The 25,821-nt window shown below is 43.9% G+C and carries 36 protein-coding genes and 1 tRNA gene; 17 read left to right on the forward strand and 20 right to left on the reverse strand.

Translation table 11 applies throughout. The features are described from left to right. Nucleotide 1 precedes the first annotated feature (1 nt). Nucleotides 2–913, forward strand: a complete 912-nt coding sequence (locus tag ACXAD8_RS20480; protein ID WP_475231963.1) for a DUF2059 domain-containing protein — start codon at nt 2–4, stop codon at nt 911–913. On the opposite strand, the gene ACXAD8_RS20485 is transcribed toward ACXAD8_RS20480, so the two are convergent. Continuing rightward, entirely contained in the window at nt 910–1,527 is a 618-nt protein-coding gene (locus tag ACXAD8_RS20485; RefSeq protein ID WP_475231965.1) for a YigZ family protein, read from the reverse strand. The genes ACXAD8_RS20480 and ACXAD8_RS20485 overlap by 4 nt on opposite strands. A 354-nt stretch (nt 1,528–1,881) precedes the next feature. Between ACXAD8_RS20485 and ACXAD8_RS20490 the strand changes: the two genes are divergently transcribed. The 4 genes from ACXAD8_RS20490 (at nt 1,882) to ACXAD8_RS20505 (ending at nt 6,044) form a co-directional block, all read left to right on the forward strand. Then, a tRNA-Leu gene (locus ACXAD8_RS20490) sits at nt 1,882–1,968 on the forward strand. A gap of 1,052 nt (nt 1,969–3,020) precedes the next feature. Continuing rightward, on the forward strand, nt 3,021–3,353 hold the full coding sequence (locus ACXAD8_RS20495; RefSeq protein ID WP_475231967.1) for a hypothetical protein: 333 nt from the start codon (nt 3,021–3,023) through the stop codon (nt 3,351–3,353). Nucleotides 3,354–3,540: 187 nt separating this feature from the next. Then, a complete protein-coding gene (locus tag ACXAD8_RS20500; protein WP_475231969.1) occupies nt 3,541–4,428 on the forward strand; it encodes an AraC family transcriptional regulator in 888 nt (295 codons plus the stop codon). A 596-nt stretch (nt 4,429–5,024) separates the two neighbouring features. After that, complete coding sequence (locus ACXAD8_RS20505; protein ID WP_475231971.1) at nt 5,025–6,044, forward strand: PDDEXK family nuclease; 1,020 nt, start codon at nt 5,025–5,027, stop codon at nt 6,042–6,044. 205 nt (nt 6,045–6,249) lie between these two features. Here the strand turns inward: ACXAD8_RS20505 and ACXAD8_RS20510 are convergent, their stop codons facing one another. Next, a complete protein-coding gene (locus ACXAD8_RS20510) occupies nt 6,250–6,546 on the reverse strand; it encodes a hypothetical protein (RefSeq protein WP_475231973.1) in 297 nt (98 codons plus the stop codon). Nucleotides 6,547–6,608: 62 nt separating this feature from the next. Beyond that, complete coding sequence (locus ACXAD8_RS20515; RefSeq protein ID WP_475231975.1) at nt 6,609–7,568, reverse strand: hypothetical protein; 960 nt, start codon at nt 7,566–7,568, stop codon at nt 6,609–6,611. A gap of 203 nt (nt 7,569–7,771) precedes the next feature. Here ACXAD8_RS20515 and ACXAD8_RS20520 point away from each other — a divergent pair, with 203 nt between their 5' ends. The 6 genes from ACXAD8_RS20520 to ACXAD8_RS20545 all read left to right on the forward strand — a co-directional run bounded on the left by ACXAD8_RS20520 (nt 7,772) and on the right by ACXAD8_RS20545 (nt 10,588). Then, on the forward strand, nt 7,772–8,224 hold the full coding sequence (locus tag ACXAD8_RS20520; RefSeq protein ID WP_475231977.1) for a hypothetical protein: 453 nt from the start codon (nt 7,772–7,774) through the stop codon (nt 8,222–8,224). 315 nt (nt 8,225–8,539) lie between these two features. Further along, the gene (locus ACXAD8_RS20525; RefSeq protein WP_475231979.1) at nt 8,540–9,106 is read left to right on the forward strand and encodes a helix-turn-helix domain-containing protein; all 567 of its coding nucleotides are present in this window, start codon (nt 8,540–8,542) and stop codon (nt 9,104–9,106) included. A 17-nt stretch (nt 9,107–9,123) separates the two neighbouring features. Then, on the forward strand, nt 9,124–9,246 hold the full coding sequence (locus ACXAD8_RS20530; RefSeq protein ID WP_475231980.1) for a hypothetical protein: 123 nt from the start codon (nt 9,124–9,126) through the stop codon (nt 9,244–9,246). 64 nt (nt 9,247–9,310) lie between these two features. Beyond that, nucleotides 9,311–9,778, forward strand: coding sequence for a hypothetical protein (locus tag ACXAD8_RS20535; RefSeq protein ID WP_475231982.1), 468 nt, complete (start codon nt 9,311–9,313; stop codon nt 9,776–9,778). A 28-nt stretch (nt 9,779–9,806) separates the two neighbouring features. Next, entirely contained in the window at nt 9,807–10,361 is a 555-nt protein-coding gene (locus ACXAD8_RS20540; protein WP_475231984.1) for a hypothetical protein, read from the forward strand. A 35-nt stretch (nt 10,362–10,396) separates the two neighbouring features. Continuing rightward, nucleotides 10,397–10,588, forward strand: a complete 192-nt coding sequence (locus ACXAD8_RS20545; protein ID WP_475231986.1) for a hypothetical protein — start codon at nt 10,397–10,399, stop codon at nt 10,586–10,588. A gap of 88 nt (nt 10,589–10,676) precedes the next feature. Here the strand turns inward: ACXAD8_RS20545 and ACXAD8_RS20550 are convergent, their stop codons facing one another. From ACXAD8_RS20550 to ACXAD8_RS20620, 15 genes are all read right to left on the reverse strand, one after another. Next, the gene (locus tag ACXAD8_RS20550) at nt 10,677–11,027 is read right to left on the reverse strand and encodes a hypothetical protein (protein WP_475231988.1); all 351 of its coding nucleotides are present in this window, start codon (nt 11,025–11,027) and stop codon (nt 10,677–10,679) included. 33 nt (nt 11,028–11,060) lie between these two features. Continuing rightward, nucleotides 11,061–11,348, reverse strand: a complete 288-nt coding sequence (locus ACXAD8_RS20555; protein ID WP_475231989.1) for a hypothetical protein — start codon at nt 11,346–11,348, stop codon at nt 11,061–11,063. Nucleotides 11,349–11,404: 56 nt separating this feature from the next. Beyond that, on the reverse strand, nt 11,405–11,620 hold the full coding sequence (locus ACXAD8_RS20560) for a hypothetical protein (RefSeq protein WP_475231991.1): 216 nt from the start codon (nt 11,618–11,620) through the stop codon (nt 11,405–11,407). Between the two features lie 105 nt (nt 11,621–11,725). Continuing rightward, nucleotides 11,726–11,962 (reverse strand): RebB family R body protein, encoded by a 237-nt coding sequence (locus tag ACXAD8_RS20565; protein ID WP_475231993.1) that lies wholly within the window; start codon nt 11,960–11,962, stop codon nt 11,726–11,728. Nucleotides 11,963–11,991: 29 nt separating this feature from the next. After that, nucleotides 11,992–12,237, reverse strand: a complete 246-nt coding sequence (locus ACXAD8_RS20570; protein WP_475231995.1) for a RebB family R body protein — start codon at nt 12,235–12,237, stop codon at nt 11,992–11,994. Nucleotides 12,238–12,312: 75 nt separating this feature from the next. Next, a complete protein-coding gene (locus ACXAD8_RS20575; protein WP_475231997.1) occupies nt 12,313–12,546 on the reverse strand; it encodes a RebB family R body protein in 234 nt (77 codons plus the stop codon). Between the two features lie 38 nt (nt 12,547–12,584). Next, entirely contained in the window at nt 12,585–12,809 is a 225-nt protein-coding gene (locus tag ACXAD8_RS20580) for a RebB family R body protein (protein WP_475231998.1), read from the reverse strand. Between the two features lie 173 nt (nt 12,810–12,982). Next, nucleotides 12,983–13,618, reverse strand: a complete 636-nt coding sequence (locus tag ACXAD8_RS20585; protein ID WP_475232000.1) for a hypothetical protein — start codon at nt 13,616–13,618, stop codon at nt 12,983–12,985. 30 nt (nt 13,619–13,648) lie between these two features. Beyond that, nucleotides 13,649–14,050 carry a hypothetical protein gene (locus ACXAD8_RS20590; RefSeq protein ID WP_475232002.1) on the reverse strand — a complete coding sequence of 134 codons (402 nt, stop codon included), beginning with the start codon at nt 14,048–14,050 and terminating at the stop codon, nt 13,649–13,651. Nucleotides 14,051–14,178: 128 nt separating this feature from the next. Continuing rightward, entirely contained in the window at nt 14,179–14,397 is a 219-nt protein-coding gene (locus ACXAD8_RS20595; protein ID WP_475232004.1) for a RebB family R body protein, read from the reverse strand. Between the two features lie 291 nt (nt 14,398–14,688). After that, entirely contained in the window at nt 14,689–14,985 is a 297-nt protein-coding gene (locus ACXAD8_RS20600) for a hypothetical protein (RefSeq protein WP_475232006.1), read from the reverse strand. Further along, the gene (locus ACXAD8_RS20605; RefSeq protein WP_475232008.1) at nt 14,972–15,346 is read right to left on the reverse strand and encodes a hypothetical protein; all 375 of its coding nucleotides are present in this window, start codon (nt 15,344–15,346) and stop codon (nt 14,972–14,974) included. Before ACXAD8_RS20605 ends, ACXAD8_RS20600 begins: the two co-directional genes overlap by 14 nt. Before the next feature lie 7 nt (nt 15,347–15,353). Further along, nucleotides 15,354–15,743: a hypothetical protein gene (locus ACXAD8_RS20610; RefSeq protein WP_475232010.1), complete on the reverse strand. Its 390-nt coding sequence runs from the start codon at nt 15,741–15,743 to the stop codon at nt 15,354–15,356. Beyond that, nucleotides 15,718–16,218, reverse strand: coding sequence for a hypothetical protein (locus ACXAD8_RS20615; RefSeq protein ID WP_475232011.1), 501 nt, complete (start codon nt 16,216–16,218; stop codon nt 15,718–15,720). The genes ACXAD8_RS20610 and ACXAD8_RS20615 overlap by 26 nt, the downstream gene beginning before the upstream one ends. Nucleotides 16,219–16,223: 5 nt before the next feature. Then, nucleotides 16,224–17,201 (reverse strand): sigma 54-interacting transcriptional regulator, encoded by a 978-nt coding sequence (locus ACXAD8_RS20620; protein ID WP_475232012.1) that lies wholly within the window; start codon nt 17,199–17,201, stop codon nt 16,224–16,226. Nucleotides 17,202–17,566: 365 nt separating this feature from the next. Between ACXAD8_RS20620 and ACXAD8_RS20625 the strand changes: the two genes are divergently transcribed. From ACXAD8_RS20625 to ACXAD8_RS20635, 3 genes are read left to right on the forward strand one after another with little or no spacing between them, the layout of a single operon-like run. Next, nucleotides 17,567–18,073, forward strand: coding sequence for a hypothetical protein (locus ACXAD8_RS20625; protein ID WP_475232014.1), 507 nt, complete (start codon nt 17,567–17,569; stop codon nt 18,071–18,073). An 18-nt stretch (nt 18,074–18,091) separates the two neighbouring features. Then, complete coding sequence (locus ACXAD8_RS20630; protein ID WP_475232016.1) at nt 18,092–20,113, forward strand: hypothetical protein; 2,022 nt, start codon at nt 18,092–18,094, stop codon at nt 20,111–20,113. Next, nucleotides 20,113–20,706: a glycine-rich domain-containing protein gene (locus ACXAD8_RS20635; RefSeq protein ID WP_475232018.1), complete on the forward strand. Its 594-nt coding sequence runs from the start codon at nt 20,113–20,115 to the stop codon at nt 20,704–20,706. The genes ACXAD8_RS20630 and ACXAD8_RS20635 overlap by 1 nt, the downstream gene beginning before the upstream one ends. 335 nt (nt 20,707–21,041) lie before the next feature. Here the strand turns inward: ACXAD8_RS20635 and ACXAD8_RS20640 are convergent, their stop codons facing one another. Together ACXAD8_RS20640 and ispB are read right to left on the reverse strand one after the other, a co-directional pair. Continuing rightward, complete coding sequence (locus tag ACXAD8_RS20640) at nt 21,042–22,049, reverse strand: GNAT family N-acetyltransferase (RefSeq protein WP_475232019.1); 1,008 nt, start codon at nt 22,047–22,049, stop codon at nt 21,042–21,044. Nucleotides 22,050–22,225: 176 nt separating this feature from the next. Further along, on the reverse strand, nt 22,226–23,197 hold the full coding sequence (ispB, locus tag ACXAD8_RS20645; RefSeq protein WP_475232021.1) for an octaprenyl diphosphate synthase: 972 nt from the start codon (nt 23,195–23,197) through the stop codon (nt 22,226–22,228). A 247-nt stretch (nt 23,198–23,444) separates the two neighbouring features. Here ispB and rplU point away from each other — a divergent pair, with 247 nt between their 5' ends. From rplU to cgtA, 3 genes are all read left to right on the forward strand, one after another. Continuing rightward, the gene (gene rplU / locus ACXAD8_RS20650; RefSeq protein ID WP_475232023.1) at nt 23,445–23,756 is read left to right on the forward strand and encodes a 50S ribosomal protein L21; all 312 of its coding nucleotides are present in this window, start codon (nt 23,445–23,447) and stop codon (nt 23,754–23,756) included. A gap of 15 nt (nt 23,757–23,771) precedes the next feature. Continuing rightward, nucleotides 23,772–24,029, forward strand: coding sequence for a 50S ribosomal protein L27 (rpmA, locus tag ACXAD8_RS20655; RefSeq protein ID WP_229528365.1), 258 nt, complete (start codon nt 23,772–23,774; stop codon nt 24,027–24,029). A gap of 634 nt (nt 24,030–24,663) precedes the next feature. Next, on the forward strand, nt 24,664–25,818 hold the full coding sequence (gene cgtA, locus ACXAD8_RS20660; RefSeq protein ID WP_475232025.1) for an Obg family GTPase CgtA: 1,155 nt from the start codon (nt 24,664–24,666) through the stop codon (nt 25,816–25,818). Nucleotides 25,819–25,821 lie beyond the last annotated feature (3 nt).

A 25,821-nucleotide genomic window follows, 5' to 3' on the forward strand; every position in this document is an offset into this window, starting at 1 on the left:
TATGATAATTCGCTTTAGTGCGGCTTTATTATTCGCGTTTACCTGCGTTCACTCGCCAATTCTGCACGCTGAACTCAATGATAGTAAATCTCTGTTGCTTGACGAGTTAATCAATATTTGGAGTGCCCCGCATGAAGAATCAGCTCATAACAGAATCATCACCCAAATGCAGGAAGCGTATCTTAAGCGCCTAAAGTTGCACTTGATCCCAGACAGTTATCAACATTTGGTAACGGACTACAAGTCGCAGTTAAAAGAATTACTCAATTATCCTAAGTCCAACAGGTTTACAAGTGAAGCCGTCAGACAATATTATCTGGATTACTACTCCGAAGCTGAACTTGTGGAGCTGATCCGCTTTTATCAGAGCGAAGTGGGGCAGAAACTCCTGGTTTCGCGGCCGCCCATTGTGGTCAGCGATGAACAACAGCGGGAAATGCAGGAGCAATCAGATGCTATCGCAAGATTAACTGAGCACTTTTTATTTCAGTTACGTGAAAGCGGATTTGAATCTGACTTCGTCAATGCCATGGGTATGACGCCAATGAAAGCTATCGAGTATTCAGAGATGTCTGGTTCTGCCGGTTTTGATGGCGTGTTTCAATTTGAGATCAAGGCGGCCAATATCCGCAATAACATCCTGTATATTAATTCCGAAGAAGATTATCGAGATCGTCGTTGTCTGACTGTCAAAATCAAGCCTGAGCTGGTCGCTGAGTTTATTAGCCTGCATGGCGAAAATGTCAGTGAAACCCTGGTGGGCAAATCACTATTGGTAAAGGGCACCGCCAAACGCCAGGTGATAAAAGCTATTGGTCCTGATCACAAGCCCATGTTTCCCTATTATCAAACGCATATTGCAGTGGAAGACTTTTCGAAGTTAATTATTAGCGATAGTGCAAGGGCCCTCTAGTTCTCAGGCAGCAAAGTTATTCTGCCTTTACTCTGGTTGATGAGCTGAGTTAGCAGGGCGTTTTTATTCATTATCGGGCACTGAATGCGGCACACGATATCTGTGTGGTATTGGCGCTCGGAAATGCTGCCATTAGCGTCTTTAACTGCGTATTCCAATACACTAACCAAATCAAAAGGCAGTTGCAGAGAAAACTGCGTTTCCGGTACTTTAAGTTGTGTCTGTAATTGCGCAAGCGCCTGCTGTACGCCGCCGCCATAGGCTTTTACCAGGCCACCGGTGCCCAGTTTGATGCCGCCAAAATAGCGGGTTACCACGGCGCTTATTTCGCCGACATCGCTACCTATCAATTGGTTTAACATTGGCTTGCCCGCTGTACCACTAGGCTCCCCGTCATCACTGAATCCATATTGCATAGAATCCTGAGGTGCGCCTGCCACAAATGCCCAACAATTATGGCGTGCATCTTTGAATTCCTCTTTAATTTGCGCCACAAAAGCTTTTGCACTGTCTATGCTGGGAGTGTGAGCTAGCCGGGTAATGAATCGACTTTTCTTAATTTCTTCCTCGAAAATAACCGGCCTGACAGGGATCAGGTATTCCACATTGCTCATCAAATAATCTGTTTTTAATAAATTTGCACAATTCCGCGAATAATAGCATTTTTACGATTGACAAACTAACCCGGAACCTTTATCTTTCGCGTCCGTTTTCGGGGATAACAATTCCGAACACGCGACATTCAGATTTCATTTCTGAATAGTTAGCCCAGGTGGTGAAATTGGGTGAGCAACGCCCGAAAATTGTGAATACCTGGAGCAATTTTAGTTGCGAATGCGAGGCAAGGGGACGCCGAGCTGGAAGCCCTCACCATGGAGGGTTTAGAGTACTTTTGCTTGAGCAAGTAAGTATTTGATTACATCAAGGAAGACTGCACTGAACTTAAACAGTGCTCTTAAAATTTATATGCCCAGGTGGTGAAATTGGTAGACACGCTAGCTTCAGGTGCTAGTGGCCGCAAGGCCGTGGCGGTTCAAGTCCGCCCCTGGGCACCATCCTTAATCCTTTATATTCAATGACTTACACAGCGCTTTATAGCTTAAAAAATTAATTTATATTAATTTTTGAGTGTCCCATCTGCGCACGTCTTGTATTTTGCTGTATTTCCCCTGTATCCCGCTGTATATAAGGGGGTCCCATTGTGACACTGTGAATCAGTACAGTATTTGGAAGTGTTCCTAATCATAGCCTGGTTTTTCTGTAGTGTCCCAAAAGGGTAAAACAAGGTTTTCGGTGCTTATCTGGACTAGACACAACTCTATCCGAGACTATTAAATATAGAGCTTAGCCAAACCAGAATGTCTGCATTTTTAAGAAAGCAGACGATCACGCAACGCTCGCCCAAAAATACAGTGCGTTAACTTTTCAGCGAACCTGACCCAATTGGTCACCCTATTGAGAAACGGTGATCTAGACTTAGTTAAAATCCTTTTAAGAATGCTGTTTTTATATACAGCACTTGAGGGTTTCCCTTAAAGTCAAGAAAAGAGGCAAATTGCCGCTTTTTATTGCCAACGACATTCTTAATAGCTATGGAAAATTAGGGTAGAAAAGGGCAAGGAGGTTTGGTAAAAAGGACTGAAAATAAAAAAGAGGAAACTTGCTGGAAGAATAACAGGCAAGTTGCCTCACATTAAATTGTTCTGATGGAATTGGAGAAAAGATATACTAGAGATTATAGTCGATACAGAGGATTATGGTGTATATTTACACAGTATGACGCTTCTCTTTTTTATGACTATAAAATCTAGCAAAGAAACTTGACGGAACTATACTGTTTTTCAATCCCTAAAGCTTATCTCTAAGGCTGCTGAAATCGACGTTATTTTCAGACAGACCTTAGAGATAAGCTTTAGGGTATGAAGTCCCGATCAAGTGACGATTTGTTTTTGACCCTTCAATCTACGTAGCCAAAGCGACTAAGGTCTGGCTACCACAGAACAAGTCAATAAATTAGACTCCGTTAGCTTTGCATCTTGTATTGCAAACAACGCAATAAAGCTGCCAAACTAACTGCACTAATTATTGAGACGTTCTAGGAGGATTGGTGAAGACATTATTTTTATTGGGTTTGGTGCTATTAACATCCGGTTGTGTGACAGGTTATCAAGCTTACACATGGAGTGGGGGATATAAAGATCAACAGATTGGTGTTGGAAGATACTGGGTTGAATACTTAGGAAATGCCTCAACCAGCCCTGAGTTAGTATTGGAAAGATGGCACAAAAGAGCATCCGAATTGTGCCCCAATGGCTACGACGAAGTGGGTAACGAGGAAGGTGCAAACCAGAGCACTGCGGTGGGTATGGCGGGATCTGCTGTGATTCCAATTTCTTTTTCTCATCCCTACGTCAAGGGCGAAATTGAGTGCAAAAACTAACAAAAAATTTCAAACACGGACAAATACTCGCTGGCCAGCCTCGTGCCTCGGCAAGTATAGCCAGCAAGCATTTGCCATTTATTTACGACGTTAGGCAGTCAATCCAGCTTCTATACATATGTCAAAAAAAGGTGAGACAGTAAACCTAGAGACTAATTAGCATACGGACTCAATTAGAGGCTAGCGCATGAATTGGGTAGATCGAATTAGATTGGTTATTGAGTATGTTGAAGAAAATCTTGATAGTGAAATTTCTATTGATAAAGCAGCAAAAATAGCTTGCTGCTCGAAGTTTCATCTGCATCGAATATTTTATTCTTGTTTCGATGTTACATTCTCTGAGTACGTAAAAAGGAGAAGATTTACTTTAGCAGCGGTAGATGTGGTAAGCACTCAAGAAACCATTTTGGCTATCGCAATGAAGTATGGGTATAACTCACCAAATGCATTTACGCGATCATTTCGCAAAATACACGGGATGAACCCAAGTGAAGCTCGATCTGATAATGGTACCATTGCAACATACAGTAAGGCCTCTTTTTCTTTAGAACCTATAGAGGCAGAGAAAATGGAATATAAAATAGTTGAGAAGCCGTCTTTCAATATCGTCGGAAAAAGTAAACGATTTGAGTTTGATGATTTCACAAAAAACGGTAAGAAATTTTGGAAAGAGTATGTCGGGTCTGATAATTACAAACGTCTTTGTGAATTGACTGGAGGTAAGCCAGGGGCGGTAACCGGTTCGCCATTACTAACTGCGTATTTTCCTGAAGATAAAAACAAGCAAGATCAATTTTTAGATGTGCTTGGTGTGGAATGTGAATTTGACAAAAATTTGAAAGAATTTAAAACTCATAGCGTTCCATCAGCAACTTACGCTGAGTTTAACTGTTCATATCGTGGTGCTATGAAAACAAACCGATACATTTACGGGAAATGGTTTTCTGCAACGGGCTATGAGAGAGACGGAGATAAGCCTGACATCGTGGCATATTTTCCTATGCCTTGGAGGCATTTTAGTGAAATGGAGATACGTTGGTGGGTGCCAGTTATCAAAAACAGCGCAAATGCCTAACAATCGCATGTTGTCGGACTGGTTTTCCGCTGCGCTCCAAACCAACCTCAAATGCGGGCGTTAGGGCTCACTGGAGGTTCAGTGCTTAAATTTGTTGCCGTTTCATTATTGCTAGCTTCAAATATAGCTTTAGCATGTAGCTGTAAAAAAGCTGAACCTTCCTACTATTTTTCTTAAGCTTCCCACATATTGTATGGGAGAGTTGTTGGACTCGAAATCCAAAACGATGCAAACGGAAATGAGTTTCAAAAGGTCGTTTTAAAGGAACCTGAAATATTAAAAGGGAAAAGTTCAAACATAGTCTATTCACAATTAGATGACGGTTCGTGCAAGGGCAATAGTTATATGTTTGGTTATTATTATGTCATTTTTACAAATGATAATTACTGGACAACAGGCACTTGTGGTGGGACGGATGTAATTTTACCTAAGTTAAGTTTCTCTCAATATTATTTAAACAAAATACGTGAGTTGAGCCCTAACAAGCCACTCAAGCAGGACAAATAAAGCTTGGCTTTTGTCGCTGCGCTCTATAATTTTAGCCAAGCATTTATTTGCCCCTGCTTGGGGCGTTATGTACTCAAAGGAATACTGAGATGCTCTACAAAATAGAAGAACAAACAGAAGTATTTGAAAAGCTAGAGCCCGTTGAGTTCAAGGACTTTTCGAGTTTCGGTAAACTTGAAAAGGACTTAGAAAACTTAATCGCAAATAGCATTTTAGATGTGTTGTTTGAGGATGCTAAGTTGATGCCTGTATTTCAGGAAAGGCAATGGCAAGCAGAAGCTGATATTTATGCACTTAATGAAAATGGTGAATTAGTTATATTTGAGCTAAAACGTGCCTCAGCAGGTAAAGATGCGGTTCATCAAGCACTAAGGTATGCGCAAGATGCAGGTCAATGGAGCTACCACAAATTAGCAAAAAAATTCAAAGAATATAGCAAGAGCGATATGTCGCTCGTTGAAGCTCATAAAGAAGCGTTTAGCCTTGAACATGAACTAGACCCAAAAGAAATAAACAATAAACAGCATCTCTTGGTTATCGGTAGTGCGGCTGATGAGTCATTGATATCGTCCGTAGATTACTGGAAGAAAAATGGTATATCTATTGATTTTCTGCCATATCGAGTTTACGAACTCGCTGGTGAAAAGTACTTTGAATTCTTCGCACTTCCATATGATAAACATAAAAACCCAAGTGATATTAAAGGTGTGTTATTCGACACGAACCGTAGTTGGGATGAGAACTCTATTTGGTCAATGATGGATAATAGTCGTCTTGAAGCATATGGGGAAGCAAAGCGGTTTGTTCATCATGTTCATGTAGGAGATATTGTTTTCTTTTCGCACAAATGGTGTGGCTTAATAGCGGCCGCAAAAGTAAAAGGTGAGGTCAAAGCTCCAGATAGTGAAACTTTGTATCGAGACGTAGAGTTTTTGACGCCTATCCCGAACCAGAAAGATAACAAACTGTTAGCTATGCCTTTTTCAGAAGTTAGCTCAAAAACAGGTAAAAGTTTCTTTTGGGCAAGAACTATAAAAGTGCCTTATCTTACAAAGAATGAAGCACTTGATTTAGTTGAAGAGCTTAACAATTATCTGCGTCGTACATAACAAGTCAAGGCTGCCGGACAGCTTCGCAGCCGCAGCTTGAAGCGGCCGTTGGCCGACCGCTCTGTTCGGTAACCTGGCCGTCATTATTACCTAATTGAAATCTCGCGTTTTGTAGAGAAACATCGTCCATTGGTAGACAACTGAGCGGGAGCTTTATGGTATTAACTATCTGTCAGGTCGAGTCATCATATATTAGTGACTGAGGCTATCTAACCTTGTTTTGTTCGATATACATCGCTAAATCGTAAGCTGTTGCTACATGTATATTGCCTAACTTTGATACGGGAATTTCAAAACTTCTGCGGGATATTTTTTGCTTAATGGAATCTTCCTTGACTTCCAGTATTTTTGATAGCTTCAGTGTGCTAAGAATAGGGCCAAATTCAGCTTTGATAAACTCAGCAGTTAGCAACACACCGGTAGGTATGTTGCGTAACTTTTGAATCAAAGTATTTTGATATTGATTTGAATTTTTATCGCTCAATGTTTTTTTAACCTGCATAATCTGCACTCATTGAATCTTTGTGCCTCAATTCTATTCTGTTCTGGTTACTGCTCTGATAGCTACTTACGTGGTGATTTAGGGCGGGGTTTAGGCGCAGTAGACTGCAGGGGTTTAGCTTTTTGACCTTCAGGTTGATGCTTATTTGCAGGCTGGGGATTTCCGGGTGGTTGTTTTTGCTGCTGGCTTCGCTGCTGTTGGTTCTGCTGGGCCTCAACGCGGCGTTTGTAGCCGGCCGGATCTTTTAATGCCCCTCGTAATTCTTTGAAAAAATCCTGTGCTGTAGGTTGCTTTTGCTGTGGTGCACTGGATTGTAGGCGCTGTTGTTGTTGCTGGTTTTGTGGTTGATGTTGTTGCTGATTGGCTCTGGCCTGTTCTTTTTGTAAGGCTTCTTTTTTGAACTTAGCTGGATCTTGCAAGGCGGTTTGCAGACGTTTAAAAAATTCTCCGGCAGTGACATTACTGTCATCATGATTGTTATTTTGCGCCTGCATACTCATACGGCGATTGTCATTTTCTCCATTGGGGTTAAACCCGGTGTTACCCGGAGGCTTGAGAAAACCCGGGCGCTGATTGCTGTCTTGCAGGCTAGGTTTGTCTGCTTCGTTAATCAGCTTATCCATGAAGCCTGCAATGAGATTAAACCCGGTTTTTTGCGTGAAACTGAGGTTATTGCGGTCTGGTTTTTTTCCAAATGCAGCACGGCCAAGGTTTTTAACCTGTTCACCCAAACCGAATCCGTGCTTGTTTTGTGGCTGGTTGTTTTGCCGTCCCTCATTTTTGATTTTGCCAAAGTTCTCCGGTGCTGAAAACAGGGCATTGGCACGATTTCGGGAGACGGGTTCTGACACAGTATTGCTGCGAGTTCGACCGGGGGCTTCAAACACCGCATTAGAACGATTTCTGGACTGCGGGGCCGATTCATTGGCAAAAGCATTCCGGCCCTGGTTTTTAACAACACCAAAGCTGGATGGAGATTTGTTTTTCGGTCCCTCATTTGAGTTCCCGTTATTGCCATTCATGAGCGACTAAACTGCTTCAGAACACATTGCATGATTGCAATATCTGCCACTGAAGCAAAACTGTCAATTTTGTTTACCAAATTAACATAAACAAGCATTGTAATTTCGCCGCTTAAGCCACAATATTAAAGGCCATCTTTGACTTAAAATGGCTTGTCGTGCGAGAACAGAGTAAAAACTTCTTTAACAGCATACGTTCAGCAATGAGTAAGCGTCCTTCGTTTCCAAACAGACCTGAAGCGGAACACAAAAAGCTATTTGATAGCAAGATATTCGATCACAAGGCACTGTCATTCAAAATGCGCAAAGCTTTGGTGGTACTGCAAAAAGGATTGGCGCAGGAAAGTGCAGAAACCAAGCAAATGCTGGCTATTTATCACAAATATACTCGCGGGGAAGCGACAGAGCAGGAAATGCTGGAGGCCAATCAGCAGTTTAAGGATGTAATAAAAGGCCTGGGGTTGAGCGTCGTGGTGATTTTACCGTTTTCGCCCATCACGCTACCTGCGATTGTTAAACTTGGGCAAAAGTTTGGCATTGAAGTGTTACCCAGTGCATTCAAAGAGCAACTTCATCTTGAAAATTCAGAACATAAACTGCAAATGTATTCAGCAGAAGAAAGTGCAGAGCTTAAGGATGATTCTAAAGCGCGTTAGTTGATGATAACTTGAAAATACCCATTAGCAGGGTGCATTAGCTTTGGTTGAAACGTCAGTGTCTGTAATGAATTGTAATGGTTAGGCGCATATACTCCGTGCAACTGTTTTCATGAAGGGTAAAATAATACCCTTGTCAACAGGAGCGAGTATTAATATGTATTTAGAATTACCTTTAGTTGTGTTTTTGACTCATGGCTCACCTCAAATGAGCCCGGTTATTGAAAACTTAAAAGCAAGTTATGAGTGCAATGTCTTTACATCTCTGAGCCAATTCAACGCGACCACCTTTAAAAAAAGATAAGTGCTGTTGTAGTGGATTTTGAAGAGGCGTTTTCTGCCGCCAGAGACAAATTGCAAGAGCAGGTAAGCACTGCTATCGTCATTAATTTACGCAGTACGACTTTTCAAATTGTCGGTACACTGACTCAGCAGCCCACCGAACTGTTGATTAGAATATGCCAACAGGTACTTAGCTCTTTGTCGATGTTTTCATTCCCGGATTATCGGACGGTGTTTCAGCACTCTCATTTTTCTGATGCTGAAGCCCACTCCAGGCAGTCGCAACTTGTAGAGAAAGCGTGTGACTACATGTTGAAAAACCTGGATCAGCATCTCACTTTGGTTTCTATTAGTCGGGCCTTATGTACAAATCGTAACACTTTATCCAACGTCTTCAAAAATGAGAAAGGTCAGGGGGTTGCAGCCTGGTTGCGGCAGCAACGCATGAGCAAGGCTATGGACTTATTGCTAAAAACCGACAGCAGCATACAAGAGATTGCAACCGCTGTGGGTTATCCTGATCAGGCGAATTTTTCCACGGCGTTTAAAAACGCCTTTGAAAAAAAGCCGCTGCAAATCAGAAGGCACAACAAAGAATAAATGGCAGGTGACAAAACATGGTCATTAACAACCAGGGAGACAGAGTGTTGGGTCGAATTGTTCCAGATAAGCTTGCCGTTGATGGTTCTGGAGCTTTGGAGCTGACACCGCTGAGCAGACCTGGATTGTTAGATAGCTAAATCGTCCAGGTTGGCATATATCTGGCAAAAATTCTTATCATTTTTAATTTGGAGTAAAGACAAAATGGAGTTATTGACACTTGATTTCATGCAACGGTTACGCCGCTATAGTGGTAGTGACGATGCAAGAATGGTGTTGTTAAACTGGATGCGCAAAGCCAATTTACTGCTATTACAACATCAGGGAGCGGCGCAATCGCAACAGCTCATTGAGCAATTGGCGGGCATGTTGGAGCCCGTGATGGAAAGTATTTCAATTCTTGGGGCGAAAGATCATGAAGATCCGGATGTAGTGTGGATTTTGGAGCAAGTATGTCGTTTTTACGATTGGCTAAAGTATCAGACGGGGCAATCGGAATGGCAAATAATGCGAGCGTGGCGGGAGTACCAGCCTGACGGCAATCAATTGGCAAGCCAGCCTTCGTTATCTGGCACAGCTGATGAGTTGCCTCTGTCCAAAAAAACTAAAAAGTGCGACGCTGAAGACGAAAGTTTCCGTCAATCTACTTCAAACAAGCCAGTTTTTTGGTGAACCGGCAGCCATTCACGGGAGCTTAATTATGTCTGAGCATCAAACACCTTGTAATGATTTTCTATTCCTAAATGCTACCCTTCAGGAAGTGGTAGAATTTGCCAAAACTAATCACAATTTTAAACCACAGCCTTCTATAGAATTGCTCAATCAATTTGATGATGTCTTTCAGTCTTTGCTGATCCAAAGCCAGGAGCTTTGGTTGCTCCCAGAGCGTACTCTCAAACCTACCCTTGAAAATATTTCCGCTGCCTACACGGAAACGTACCGGGGACTGACCGCCTTGTACATGTCTGCTCCGGTACCTGAAGATGCCGCAGGGTGGTTTGATTACCAGAAGGAACTGCATGCAAGAGAGGCGTTCCTCAACAATCTTGAGATTTTACTCACCTGGCATTCAGAATTGTATGATGAAGTGGTTCGTACCTTTCCACTGCTACCCGTCCCGTTTCCTGTTAAGCAAAGTAAAAGGAATGACACAGCATCGGGTAGCGATCTAATTGAACAATCCGATGCCGATATCCAACAGGCGATAGATACAGGGTTTAGTGATGGCAGCGCGCCAGAGATTTTTTTGGAATAGCGCATTGTTACGCTATTGTTGGAGAGGGAGTGGTAATGTCTAATACACCGAGATTTGATCGATTTGGCTGGTACTGGCAACCTCAGAAATGGCTTAACGATATGTCTTCACAGGATGCCATCACCGCAACGACAAAGGCGACAGGCATCGATTCCACTGCAAAAGTGTTGCAACAACAAGCAACTCGTCAGCAAGCGATCTTGAAACAATTATGGGACGATGATTAAGTTTGATTCAGGGCGTTTTGTTGCATTGTCTAAACCAACGTTGAGACAGCGTGACGGTATTCCAGATTAAGCCGCCATCAGTGTGCGATTATTTTTGCAAAAAGCGGCTTAATAGCGATGTCGCTAGTCTCGGTGCTGGAGTAGTGCTGGCTTCACTACCTAATGGCGAACCGGGGCCAAAAACGGGTTCGTTTGGCAGTGTCGCTTTATTCGCCAGGTCTTCAAACTCGCTACTCATGGTGGGGTTTTCTAACCATTTTGCATAGGCAGAACCCATAGCTACCATGTTCACAGTATTTTGGTTGCGAATGGCATCCACCTCATTTTGCACTGTAAAGGCAATAGATTGTGCAAATGAGGTTGCAGTAATGGCGTCTATCTTGACTGCTTCTTCAAGGTCAAGTTCATGCTCTTGTGGTGGGACATTTTTATCATTCATGCGTTGTCTCCAACTGTTGTCGTACTATCTTGATCAGCCGCCGTTGCCAGAGTTTCCTGAGCTTTTACTTTTCTTCTGCATTTGTAAGTTGACCTGATAGATAAAAGTGATCATGTCACTCAGGCCTTTGGTATCGATGGTGGAAACCAGTTTGGGTGCCGGCTCCAGCACACTCTCTGGCGTGGAAACCGTTGCTGATAGCGACAACGTATTTTGATTGCTGTTGTAGCACAAAGACCAGGTGCCCGGCGATGTGCCATTTACTGCATCAAAGGCAGCACTTAAACAGTTTGAAATATCTTGAGATTGTGCAGGTGACATAATCAATTCTCCTGAAGGTTGTTGTGGTTCGATTAAATAAAATGCTCTGCCTGATGTCAGGCTCCTAGTATTTTGTTGCAGGTTTGTACCATGGCCGAGTTCGCCAGTGTCTGCGACGAATATTGGTTAGCAGTGTTGTTCAACATGGATAAGGTTAATGCGTTGACCAGGCCGCCCTGAGACAGCACCTGCAAGGTTTCATCGCTTTGTTGTTGCACTTCTTCGTTTATACACTGAGAATCAGCAATAAACTGGTTGTTAGCTTCTGACATTATTTTCCTCCTAACTCAATGCCTCAACACCGAATGACTGGTGTTAGTTGAGCGTTAAAAACCTCTGAAAAACGCCGTACAAGACGTTTTTCAGAGTGCCGCGTTTTACTTGTTCTGTGAGAACAACTTAGTAACGCCAAGTGTTGTTGCCGCTTGATAGCTGACATTGGCTTGCTGTTGCGCATAAACGGCATTTGCCGCAGCCATTGCAACAGAGTTACCAATAGTCTGATACAAACTGCCCATTGCCATAGCAGGTGCTTCGGCAAGCACTTTAGTATTGGCGATGGTTACTGCGTCTACAACGGCCCCATTCACAGTGGTTGGTTGTGCATTACTCATAATTTTCTCCTTCGATTAATCAGGTTAAATTACTGGTTTTGCTCAAACAGTTTAGTGACGCCTAACGTACTGGCAGATTGATAGCCTACGTTAGCCTGTTGCTGTGCATAGACCGCATTGGCTGCTGCCATTGCAACAGAATTACCGATGGTTTGATACAAACTACCCATTGCCATAGCAGGTGCTTCGGCAAGCACTTTAGTATTGGCAATTGTAATTGCATCGACGACGGCACCGTTGACTTCAGTAGGTTGAGTGGAAGTTGGATTAGCCATAATATTAGCTCCTAATGTTTACACTTTGTTTGTTGATACATGTTTAATTTGTCTGAAAAAGACAAACCTTGTTACTTAGCCTTTGTTTTGGCTAAATAGTTTTGTGACCCCAAGCGTCCCTGCGGACTGTGAAGTCATCCATCCTTGCTGCTGTGCGTAAACTGCATTGGCAGCGGCCATAGCAACTGAATTACCAATTGTCTGGTACATGTTGCCCATTGCCATTGCTGGCGCGACAGCACCGACAGAGGCGTTCACGGTTGTTGTAGAATCAACAACAGCGCCGTTAACTAAACCTGGTTGCGACATAATTTAATTCCTCGGATAGCTAGGTAAATCCACAATACTTAGTTGTTCTGAGCGAACAATTTAGTCACACCCAGCACCGTTGCCGCCTGGAATGCCATATTGGCTTGCTGTTGCGCGTAAACGGCATTTGCCGCTGACATTGCGACAGAGTTTCCTATGGTTTGGTATAAGCTACCCATTGCCATGGCAGGTGCCTCGGCAAGCACCTTCGCGTTGGCAATGGTGACGCTATCAATCACGGCAGCGTTAACTGAATCTGACATCGCTGATCTCCCTATGAGTTGAGTTCTATTTTTGAGTCTGAAACTGCTCAGCCTCCCGATACTTATTACAGAGAATGTGCCAATTTTATTAACCGCTTTGTTTTCGGTTTAACGATTTGAAAAATAGAGAGTTTTTTAATTAGTAGGTGGGGCGCTATGGTTTTTAATTTGGCCTATTTTATCCATTGTCGGTAAAAAAAAGGGTGCGTTCCGTCCAGCGAATCCTGCAGCAAGTCCAGGGTGTAGATTGCAGGGAGAGGTAGCCCAACAATTTCCACCCTTGATTTGTCCTGTCTGAATCCATGTTGCGTAAACATCGGTACCAGATTGGGGTTATAGATATTGCTCACCAAGCCTCGCATTCCCATGCTAAGGGCCGCTGAAATGATGTTATTAATCGTAGCGGTAACAAAGGTGTTAACCCAGGAAAAAAGATGGTTTCGGGCCTCTGGCAGCAACAATCCAAACGTGGCTGGCAACATATTCAATTTGGCGAGATAAAGGGTGTCTTGCCACTCCAGCAATACTACCTCTGAGCACAGTGTAAGGTCATCCAGTTTCAGCGTTTGCCAATATAGCGGAGCATTCATGACAGAGGGCGTCGTCGCGATCTTTGAATCTGGTGCCACTTTTGGTGTTATTGGTGGAAACTCAAAGGGGCTCAACGTGTATGCGAGCACATCGTCAAAGGTTTGTTTTTCAGACTTGAGCGCTTGTACTTTCGTTGTCAGGGTCGATAGCAACGGGGTTTTAAACGCTTCCTCTAGTTGGCTCCTTGGCAGGATGGATAACTCAGTGGGAAACCCCATATTCAGGCAATCATCTCGTACTTAGTGAGTTTAGTTTGCATCAAACATGTTGCGTATCGCCTGAAGCTCTTCCGACTCAGGTATCTCTTCACTGGAGGCGGAGTTCGTTGCTTCAGTGCTTGCTTCGGCGTTCTGTAGAGGCTCTGGTGACGTTAATTCTGGATTAAAGAGCTGCGCTTGTTGTGAGAAAAGTTGCTGTACATTTTGGTCAAAGGCGTTGCTGGAATCAAATGACTGGCCGTTTATCACTTCGGGAAATGCCAGTGTAATGGGTTGAAACCCCGGAATGTTACAAAGTGACTGCACATTGGCTAAAAGCTGCTCGCTTTGCGAGACAAGTGTATTTTCGACAGATTCCGTGTTGGAGGGAAGGGTATCCTCTGTGTGCGTTGTAGTTTCTGATGACTCAGTCTGGTGTGATGATTGGGACATCGTATTTTCCTCGATATTGTTGCAATAAATCAAATGAACAAAAAGGTGAGGCAAGTAGAAAAGGCCTCTTTGATGCTGCCGATTGCAAGAAAGAGGCCTTGTTTTACTGTGATGTTGTTTTAGCCGAGCTATTGCTCATCGTTCAGCAACACTGACATACACCGGCTGGTGGCACACAAATGCGTCTCCCAGGCTTGCTGCGTTGCAAACACCAGGTTCATTGATGCCATACCGGTATTAAATACCAGGGAATTATACAGTTGCCCCATAGCCATTGCTGGCGCTAGCCCCAGGTTTAAGGTATTGACCATGGAAACCGCATCAGTGGTTTTACTTACTTCAGACATAAACATTTCCTTTTTTTGTAACAAACTAATCAACAAAGTGCACGACGTGCCTCAACAACATTGCGAATAGCTTGCCAAAAGGGGGGACGGTTGGCGCATATCGTCCTGCAGCCCATGCCAAGTTTGGCCTGTAGCGTCCGGTTAAATAGAATGAGAGGGCGAATAAATAAACCAGAAATTGGTTGCTTTTGACCATTATTGGTTTTTTGATGGGACAGAATCGTCCTGTGTTTGCTCGCGTTAGACGTAATACCAATAGATAAAAGCTGGCGCGGTACAGATTGCGAGATCCTATGGCTCAAGATCTTTTAAAACCTGGGCTCCAGACTCTCCCACTTTTGCCAGGTTTTCTGCGGCGAAGGTAATGTTTTTAGTGGCATTTTCAATAATATCTTTGTACTCAGTCATAGCGGGGTTGGCCAACCAGCTGGCTGACGCAACGCCAATGACAGTCGTTTCAATGGTATTAATATTCTTGAGCAAATCTGCGGCACTTTGCACGGCTAATGCAACTGACTGATTCACATGGGGTAGAATCAATTCTTGTGCTGAGTTGCCTGAGCCGCTGCTCGAGTCAGTATTGCTCATTACCTTGCTCTTTTTGATCAATATAGTGGAAGATCGATTTCTTTGTTTTGTCTACATAAGCTTTCACGTTTTTGCTGTTGTTAAATCCCGGCGATAAGACCGTCACGTTTTCCAGAGCTTGCATGTAAGCTTCGTCATTGGTGAGTATTTCTATCGGAGATTTACCATTTGCAGAAACGGGTTGAGCAAGTTCGGCAAGAGATTGCTGCATGGTATCCCAGCGGTTTTTGGCCTCTTCATATTCTGTTTGGGAGGCGGTTCTAAGCGCTTTGCTATTGGCAACAAACTTTTTAAAGTCAGCGATTTGGCCTTGTTCAAATTGCTGACTTTGTTTAACAATGTCTGGTATGGAAATGGTCATAAGCGTTTCAGTTGAAGTTGGCATATCTGCTTAGCTGCTCATTGAGAACAAAACGCATTTGTTCAAACTGCTGCAACATATGTTGATAGTAGTCACTATAACTACCCTCTACATTGCCCTTGAACGTTTGTTGAAAAATGTTCGCTTGTGTATTAGCCCAGGGCGAATTAATGCGAAAGAGTTGTTCCGGATCGATGAAATAAGGTTGTTGATTTGGGTTGTTGACTGTCTCTGTTTCGAATGTCTGATTGTGTGGCGCCGCTCCAGCTCCATGGCAACTGGAACCGAAAGCCTTATCAACGGGGTCATCAGTAGGTGCCACCTTAGGGGGCTCATTACACTCGTAATTACCCGTTATCTGTTGGGTAGCTTCAAATATCAAGCTTGTGTTGGTCATCCGTTCTATCTCCTTGCAATTGTGTTGTCGTCACCGGAACTGATGGAGTCTTTAACGTTTCCTGTATTTTGCCCATGATCACATCAAGGTGATCCAGATTACTTTCTTGCAATACAGACACTGCTTGCAATGGTACAGCGGGAGTTGTTGCCGTTGCCTGTTCTTTGATTTTTTTCTCAGTGCCACTATGTTGAACTGCATCAGACGGTTTTACTTGCTTATTTGGCAAGTTTTGTTCCACTTGTTTTTGACTTCTGTCTTTATTTTCATCCTTGGGGCTTTTGTCAGGCTGTTTGAGAATTTCAATCATTTCATTGAGCTTGCTTTGTTGTTCCAGCATCAGCTTTAACAGTTGTTCATCTGCTTGTTGTTTTATATGCAATGCTTGTTGTCGTGCCTGTTGCTGAGCTTGAACTTGTGCATCACAGTTGGGTTTCTCGTTTGAGAGGGGCACAGGTTGGGTTGGATTGTTCATTTTATTTACCCCATGGTTTGCATTTGTGCCAATCTTCGCTCCACCACTTTCCGGTGTACACCCAATAAACGGGCCGCTTCAGATTTATTGCCATTGGTGGCTTCCACCGCCTGTTTGAATAGGGCATCGTTGATGGTTTTTACTTTGTCGCTGATGGGCAACTCAATGATCTCAAGCGCTACCCGGGTGGCCCAATCAACACTATGCTCGCATAGTGAGAGATGTTGCAGATCGGTTGCTGAAATTTCCTTGCTGTCCGCCAACACGGATACTTTTTCTATGGTATTTTTAAGTTGTCGAATATTCCCCGGCCAATCTGCGTATTGAAGAAGTTCCAGCGCACAAGGCCGCAGCGTTACATCCGAAGAATTACGCGTAAAGTATTTGGCTAAAAGTGGAATGTCCTCCCGGCGTTGATTAAGCGACGGGATAGTTAGTTCGAATAAGTTGAGGCGGTACCACAAGTCCTCCCGAAATAAGCGGGCTGCAACCTGCTCCTCCAGTGCGACGTGAGAAGCACTGATGATACGGCCAGTGAATGCTTGTTTTTCAGCGCTGCCAACGCGAGAAAACTGACGTTCTTCTAATACTCTGAGAAGCTTAGCCTGATGGTTTAGCGGTAATTCAGCCACCTCATCAAGGAATAGCGTTCCTTCCGCAGCGTGGTAAAAGAAGCCCTGTTGCTTTCTGTCTGCACCGGTAAACGCCCCCTTTTCATGTCCAAAAAACAGCGATTCGAATAAATTTTCGGGGATTGCACTGCAGTTTACTGAAATCAATTGGCCCGGACGCCCGCTTACCTGATGTATGGCTTTGGCAAATAACTCTTTGCCCGTTCCTGTTTCACCATTGATAAATACAGAGGCATTACTGGCTGCGATCTTTCTTGCCTGCAGGGCCAAATTCTGCATTTCTTTGTTCCGACTGATGATTCCCGGCAGTACCTGAGGGAAAACAGGAGCAAACGTTTGTATTGCATTCATTTCATATCCTCCTTTTAAATCCAGAGAGTCATATTAGAGGTTAATAAAATAACCTTTCTTTTGATTTTGCCTGATTTTTTTGTGAATTTGACATTTTTTAAAAATATTTTTCTTATTTAGGTTTTTAACTGGACAGAATTAACCTTTTTTAAAAAATGTATGGATGAAAACGTCCATAATTTTTTGTTTTTCCTAATTGTTTTTTGTTCGGTGGACAGATCTGGTTTTATAAAAAATGTACTTTGCCTCTTTATGACCGTTTTTATTTGATTTTAGATTGGTTTTAAAAGGTGGCATTTGTGTTGCAAAGATATCTTTAAATTTACTGTTGTATACGATCTTTTTTTAGAGGCTGTTGGGTTCAAATGAATGAAGATTATTTCTTATTTACTAAATTGGTACATCGGATCTTCGCTGAGCCTGAGTGGGAAGCAGATAAAAGGCTTTTGTTGGAATGGGCAACAGCGGCTTGGTTTATTCGAATCTCCGGGAACAAAGGTACCTGTCCAAGTCGCATTAGTTCTGACATTTTAGAGGGCTCAGTACTGTTTGACATATTGAGTATTCTTCAGGCCCGCTTTGCTTCACTGCCTGCACCAGAGGAATTGGGTAAGCAGTTTGATTATGGAAAAGAGCGCAAAAAAAGGCAGCAAGCACTGGATGATGTTGCGTTTTTGTTGGCCAGCTGTGAAGCCTTTTACCGGGAGCACGAGATACTCAAGCCATCATCCGGCAGCGACGGCAATAGCGAGTCTCAAACAAACGGGATTGACAACACAGCAAAAGATTTAGCTCTCTCTGCATCCTTGCGGGGCGAGGCAACATCACAAATTGATACCTGTATGCATCAGGTTTTAATGGATGATTTTTAATACTTAACAGGAGGAGCTATGAATCCAACCCGAAATATTCCATCTGTCTTTCAAGGTGATGAAAGAGCCTGGCTGGTGGAGGGAAAATTTACAAAGCTGTATGAGCAATTGCAGGCCCAAATTTCAACTTTTTATAGTGAGAATAAATTGGCAGCAACAGGCACATACTCAGATAAGTCAACAAAGACCGTTTTCGGTTTTGAAGCTGAATTCGCACAAAGTGTGTTTGGGCGGGAAACTGGCCAGGTTCTGCTTAGTAAAGAGCTGCAGAATCCAGCAACTAAAGTTTTGTTGGATAAGAAGCTTGGAGAAGAAAAATTGACACTTCAAGAGTGGGAAGACAAGGTCGCATCGCTGGAAAATCTGTTCCACATGGACATTGAGAAGTCGCCATTTTATGAAAAAGGCACCGAAGTAAAGGACAAAATCGGTGGTTGGGAGTTAGGAACTGACTATTTCGATGTGCTGGAGTTAGGCACGCCGGGGTTGCAATACGATCCAGTATGGGAAAATGTTAATAGCAATTTTCCGAAGCTAAAAGGAACGGGTGCATGGAAAGAGATGAAAGATATAGGCAGGGTTTGGGAAAAAGCCCTTTGGATCGCCACCTCGGAGCGGGTTTACAAAGCATTAGAGAAGCAAGATTTTCCTGAATTGGAACAAGATACCGCTAAAAACTCCAAACCGTTTTGGGAAAAGAGCAAAACGGTAGACATGGTGTTGCAATTATTGCGCGGAGACAAATCTGCGAGCGAGAAATCTCTGCAGCAAGGTTTGGTAACGTCGTGGCTGGCTCAGAATAAAGATGGGGAGCTAACCCTGGAACCCAAACACTTCACCCTGCATCCCAATGAGCTTCCTAATTGTATTTGCGATACGCCTCCTAAAGTTAAACGAAAAAACCTTTATACGGCCTTGATCCAGCGCAATTTTGTAAAAAATGGACTCCGCTTGATTGCGCCACAGTATAACATTACCGTACCTGCCACTTGTGCACTTGCATTAGTGGAGCGGGGCGTCAATCTTGAAGCCTCTTTTGAGTCCAAATATTTGGATGCATTAAACAATCTGCACCTGGGATTTCGCAAATACCTCACCGCTAAATGCAACCCACAAACTGATATTGCCAGATACGCGGTTACCTTGTTGGCCTATTACCTTACCAATATCTGTGGACTGCCCAGTCAGATTCGCGGTGATTTGCGCACGCAAACGAAATTCGACGTTTGTACCGAACTGAAAAGAAAGCAGGCTTATCAGGAAAAAATTAAAGAAATTGATAAAGCCTGGAAAGACTATGAAACCAAGGCCTATTGTTATACCCATAGTTGGATTAAGGATGTCGCTCACACCTGGATTAAAGCGAACGGAGTTACCAGTTTTCAGGCGGTACTAAATTGTTTCAATGGTGTCGACAAGCTTGCCTTTATTAATGTGTTCAAGCTAGCTTTGCTGGCGATGGCGCCCGATGACGATAACGATCTTCAGCATCTACAAAATAATTTGTCTAGTGGGGATATCAGTACCCCACTGCTAAAAGTTGCCGGCTTAATGGACTATGACTTTGAAGACCGCAAGTTTGTGCGGTTTGTATTCAATAGTGAAAGACTGGATCAGCTCGTGGGTGGCCCAATAAAGCGCCAAGAAATATTTCAGAGATACAAACCCGGTTTATTTGAACCTGCCAATCCTGATAAACCCAAAGTTGAATTTCAACCGGAGCAATACTTCCAAAGTGGGCTGGAGCAGTGCACCTGGGCCATCAACAATGTGGTGAGGTGTTTTAAATATCACTGCTATACGGAATATAACGCCGTCTCAAAAGGCGTGAAAATAACGCAACAAGTAATTGATAACTTCAAAGCTTACAAAGAAATCACCTGGTGCCGCGAGGATACCTATAAAGTTTATCAAGATAACCTCTACAAAGAGAATGATAAGTTGCAAGGCAAAAACAATGTGCTGGTTACTGAAGTTCGCGATCAGGAGTTTTTGGATAAGTTATGTGATGACCGTAACTATAATGAGAAAGGGGGCTAATGATGAGTAATTCTGAATACTTCCCTGTGGTCATCGATAACGACCAATATGAAGGTTTTCAGTATCGCTGGCAACCACAAGCCAATACCAAATGCTTTCTGGTAACTATATTTGGTTCAGGCGGGGGCGGTGCTGGTGGAGAGTCCACATTCGCTGGCACCTTTAATTCCAGAGTTGTGCTCAACGCCGGAGGCGGCAATAGCGGGATGTTCTGCACCTTTAAGTATTTTCCGGACGCCAACAACCCCAATATAGAGCTAAGTGTTGGCAAAGGTGGTGCGGGAGGTAAAGCCGGACAATATGGCGCAGATGGCGAAGAAACCCGTTTTGGGGATTGGGTTCGCGTGGAAGGCGGCCGGGGTGGCACCTATTCCAGTTCGCCCCCTGAAGCGCGGGTGATTTGGCGAGAATCAAAATTGATAAAAATGATAGCGTACGGACTTAGCCAGCCCGGAGGAAAGACAGTGGCAACCAGCAGCTTGCCCTCTTTTCACATGGAGCCTGGAAACAAAGGGCCGACTTCAGCTGATTCCCAGGGGGGGCAGGGAGGACGCGGTGCAAATGGCCAAATTATCATTTCACGTTATGAATAGTACGCTGCCATGTCAGAAGCGCGAAGGCGAATACCTGAGGAAGTTGCCGTGGTCGCTCAACTTAGGTAATTCGCTTTCCTGTTTTATTAAGTGCGCACTCACCATTATATTTGCTGCCTATTTAATTGCATTTGTAAATGTTTAAATTTGTTTGGTTTTTTCTGTACAGCATCCTGATTTGAAATCGCTCTTGTAAATTGAAAAGGTGTAAGTTTTGAAACTTCATTGAAGGCATGATTAATGCTTTTGGTTTTTTGAATATTACGGAGAGTGTTGAAGGTTATTCTTAATATTTCGTGAAATTTAGCTTAATGGTAATAAAAAATAACCAGGCATTATCTGATCAATTCTATTTCAGATTTAAGCAAAATTAATAACTCACTTAGTTGTTTATGTAAAACCGTATTTTGTTTTTCTTTGCCACAGTAATAAAATGTTTCATTATCAGAGGGGGGCTGTGCGGAAAACGGAAGTAGGCGAAAACCGGCCTTGCGGGTGGCTCTTTGTGAGGGTTGGTTATGCTTGAAAACCTTGGTAAAACAATCCTGCATTCCGAATTGTGTTTTGCCTAATTTCAACAGCTCTGTAACCGCTCTGGGGCCGAACCCTTTTCCCCTGAAGTCAGCGCCTAACCAATAGTAAAAGAATCCATGCCCTTGATGAATGTGAAGACAGGTTGAACCGATAAAGCCCAATTCTCGATGAATAATGGCAAAGATATAGAGGTGCGGGTCTTGTTGACAGTAATGCAACCAGTTAAGCCATGATTCTGCTGTAAGGAACACCGGCAGATTACACAAAGCGGCAATATCGGGGTCACAATACTGCCAACCAAAATCAGCGACGTGATGGTATTCCAAAGGGGTGAGCCACAGTTCCTTACAGTGGTTCGTTGTATTCATGTAGGGATGGGTTTGCATTGTTTCAATAATTAGCTGTTGTTGCTGAATCAGTGGTAGATCATCAGGTTGTTTCTGCAGTGCTTCGGTATTGAGTTGTTGTGCTTTTAACAATTTCCCCATTTGGATGTATGGCGTTGCTTTGTGAGCCCCTGTGGGGCTGTATAAACTTTGCTCAGACAATTGGATGAGCAATGGCCAATCGGCAAGGTAAAGACATAGTGAAATGATTTTGTGCAGCACCTGGGGATTGGGGTTTGGTGAATCCTTGATGGTATTGCGTAGCACCTCTAGAAAAACAGTGCGCTCTGTGGCCGCAATGGTTTGAGGCTGAATGGTCAGAAACAAAGCCATTGCATCACTTTTACCAGCTAACGCCCTCGACATCATATGTGATAGCTGAAGAGGGGCGATGGAGTTATTCACTGCTTGAATTTGCGCCATAGATATTTTGTTGTTTGAGACGTTTATTGATGAATTCTGCAAGGACAGTGCCAGTGTCAGAGGCAGGTATTATGTGCTGAACCGCACAAAAGACCGGTATTTAATGGCCAAAGGAGTGTGAAAGAGTGGTTGCATCCGACCGTTATTTTGTGCGCATGCAACACAAATAGAAAGTATTAAGCGTCCCGGTTAACCGCAATATCCGCAAGGGCAATCAGCGCTTGTTTATACTCAGAGTCAGGAATTGGCGTCAGTGCAGCTACTGCCTGGTCTCTGGCCTCTAATGCCAGTTTTCTGGTGTACTCCAGTGAACCGGCGGCCTGCATAGCTGCCAATATCGTATCGAAGTTTTCTGTACCATCACTGTTTTCAATGGCTGAGCGAATCAGCTGGCTGTTGGCTTCATTACTATGCCACATGGCGTGTAACAAGGGCAGGGTAGGTTTGCCTTCAGCCAGGTCATCACCGGCATTTTTGCCCATCACTTCGCTGTCTGCGGCATAATCCAGAATATCATCCATCAATTGAAATGCCGTGCCTAGGTATTTGCCATAATCCTGCATGGCCGTTTCGATTTCCGCTGGTTGATCGGTCAGAATAGCTGCCAACTGGGTCGCAGCTTCGAAAAGACGTGCGGTTTTACTGTATATCACCTGCAGGTAGCGCTCTTCGGTGGTATCCGGGTCATTACAGTTCATTAACTGCAACACTTCACCTTCTGCGATGACATTGGTGGCGTTAGCCAGAATTTCCATTACCCGAAAGCGCTCAAGACTCACCATCATCTGAAAGGAGCGGGTATAAAGAAAGTCACCAACCAAGACACTGGCCTGGTTTCCGAACACTTCATTAGCGGTTTCACGACCGCGGCGCATAGTGGATTCATCTACGACATCGTCATGCAGTAGTGTTGCGGTATGGATAAACTCGATAATGGCCGCCAGAGTGTGGTGCTGATTGTTCTGAATACCCAGCGCACGGGCTGCCAGTACACAAAGCATAGGACGCAGACGTTTACCGCCACTATTAACAATATAGAATCCAAGCTGGTTCACCAGGGATACTTCTGACTGAACTTGTTCTTGAATCAAACGGTTGACGCTCAGCATGTCATTGTCGCTGAGTTGACGGATTTGCTCTATTTCCATTGCTGACGGGTAAAGATAAGCTTTTGAATTTAAAATCGTAAGTGCGCGAATTCTGACAAAAAACTGCCGAGGTATCCAGTTTTTCTGCCTTGTCACGGGGAATTGTTAAGCTAATCCCGAATTGTACAAAATAAATTCAAATTTAACCTTGATAGTCCCAAATAATTCACATACAATTCGCGCCCTGTTTTTTGAATGAATGCACTGGTTGGTTTCGGGTAAACACAGTGCAAGTGCGGAGTAAGTTATGTACGCGGTTTTCCAAAGTGGTGGTAAACAACACCGTGTGGCTGAGGGCCAAACTGTTCGCCTGGAAAAAATTGAAGTAGCTCCAGGTGAATCTGTTACTTTTGACGAAGTAATGATGGTGAGTAACGGAGACGATATTAAAATCGGTACTCCATATGTAGCGGGCGGCAAAGTGACTGCAGAAGTAGTGACTCATGGTCGTGGCGAAAAGGTAAAGATTGTTAAATTCCGTCGCCGTAAGCATTCACGTTCTCAGATGGGCCACCGTCAGTGGTTCACAGAAGTGAAGATTACTGGCATTAGCGCTTAATAGGAGAGACGACAAATGGCACACAAAAAGGCCGGTGGTAGTACTAAGAACGGTCGTGACTCAGAAAGCAAACGCTTAGGTGTTAAGCGTTTCGGTGGTGAGTCAGTTCTGGCTGGTAACATCATTGTTCGTCAACGTGGTACTAGATTCCACGCAGGTGACAATGTAGGTATTGGTAAAGACCACACTTTATTCGCTTTATCAGACGGTAAAGTTCAGTTCGACGTTAAAGGTCCTAAGAACCGCAAATACGTGAACATCGTAGCTGCTTAATCAGCACTTCGAATCGAATTGAAAAACCCCGCATAAGCGGGGTTTTTTTTGTTACAGTAGGTTCGAATTTGGTATCGGTGTCGCAATAAATTCCGACCTACAGCTGAATTTGGCATTGGTGTCGGAATAAATTCCGACCTACAGCTGAATTGGCATCGGTGTCGGAATAAATTCGAAATACAGGTAGGTTCGACTTTAGTCGGACAGCGGTGGTTGAATTTGGCATCGGTGTCGGAATAAATTCCGACCTACAGCTGAATTGGCATTGGTGTCGGAATAAGTCCGAAATACAGGTAGGTTCGACTTTAGTCGGACAGCGGTGGTTGAATTTGGCACTGGTGTCGGAATAAGTCCGAAATACAGCTGAAATTGGCAATGGTGTCGGAATAAATTCCGACCTACAGCTGAATTGGCAATGGTGTCGGAATAAATTCCGACCTACGGCTGAATTGGCAATGGTGTCGGAATAAATTCCGACCTACAGCTGAATTGGCAATGGTGTCGGAATAAATTCCGACCTACGGCTGAATTGGCATTGGTGTCGAAATAAATTCCGAAATACAGCTGAATTTGGTATCGGTGTCGGAATAAATTCTGACCTACAATTAGCTTTTTATTAATAGTTAGATTCCTCATGAAATTCGTAGATGAAGTTGAGATCCGTGTAGAAGCGGGAGACGGTGGCAACGGTATCGTTAGTTTCCGTCGCGAAAAATACATTCCTCGTGGTGGTCCCGATGGCGGTGACGGCGGTGATGGCGGCGACGTTTATTTGTTGGCCGACGAAAACCTCAATACGTTGATCGACTATCAGTTTGAACGATTTCACCGAGCAGAGCGCGGTCAGAATGGACAGCGCACTGATTGCACCGGTAAACGCGGGTCAGATCTGACTATTAATGTTCCGGTAGGTACCCGGGTTACAGATAAAGATACCGGTGAAGTGCTGGGTGATTTAACCCAAAACGGGCAAAAGCTGATGGTGGCCAAAGGCGGCTTTCACGGATTGGGTAACGCCCGATTCAAAAGCAGCGTTAACCGAGCGCCACGTCAAAAGTCCAATGGTACGCCGGGCGAGATCCGCAACCTCAAATTAGAACTCTTGCTTTTAGCAGATGTTGGTCTGTTAGGTTTACCTAATGCCGGAAAGAGCACCTTTATTCGCAGCGTGTCTGCAGCCAAACCCAAGGTAGCCGATTATCCCTTTACCACTTTGATCCCAAATCTGGGGGTGGTACGTCAGGATGCCAGACGCAGTTTCGTTATCGCTGATATTCCTGGTTTGATCGAAGGTGCTTCAGATGGTGCCGGTCTGGGGATCCGCTTTCTCAGACACCTGGAGCGTTGCCGGGTATTGTTGCATTTGATCGATCTGCTGCCGATGGATCAGTCGGATCCGCTGGAAAATGCCAAAACCATTATCGCTGAGCTGGAGAAATACAGCCCTAAACTGGCTGAAAAGCCTCGCTGGATTGTATTTAACAAGATTGATTTGATGCTGCCTGAAGAAGCGGAAGAAGAGTGTCAACGCATTCTGGATGGCCTTGGCTGGCAAGAAAAACATTTCCAAATCTCCGCATTCCAGAAAATTGGTACCGATGCTTTGTGTCACGATGTCATGAACATGCTGGAAACTTTACCAGTAGAAGACTTTAAAGACGATGAAGGGCAAACGGACTTTAAATGGGATACCCAAGATGAGCAGGTCATGCCGGAGTATGAAGATGACGACGATGACGATGATGATTGGGACGACGATTACGATGTTGAAGTGATCTACGAGCGCTAGATT

It is taken from the genome of Planctobacterium sp. AWH2_060, assembly GCF_056158425.1.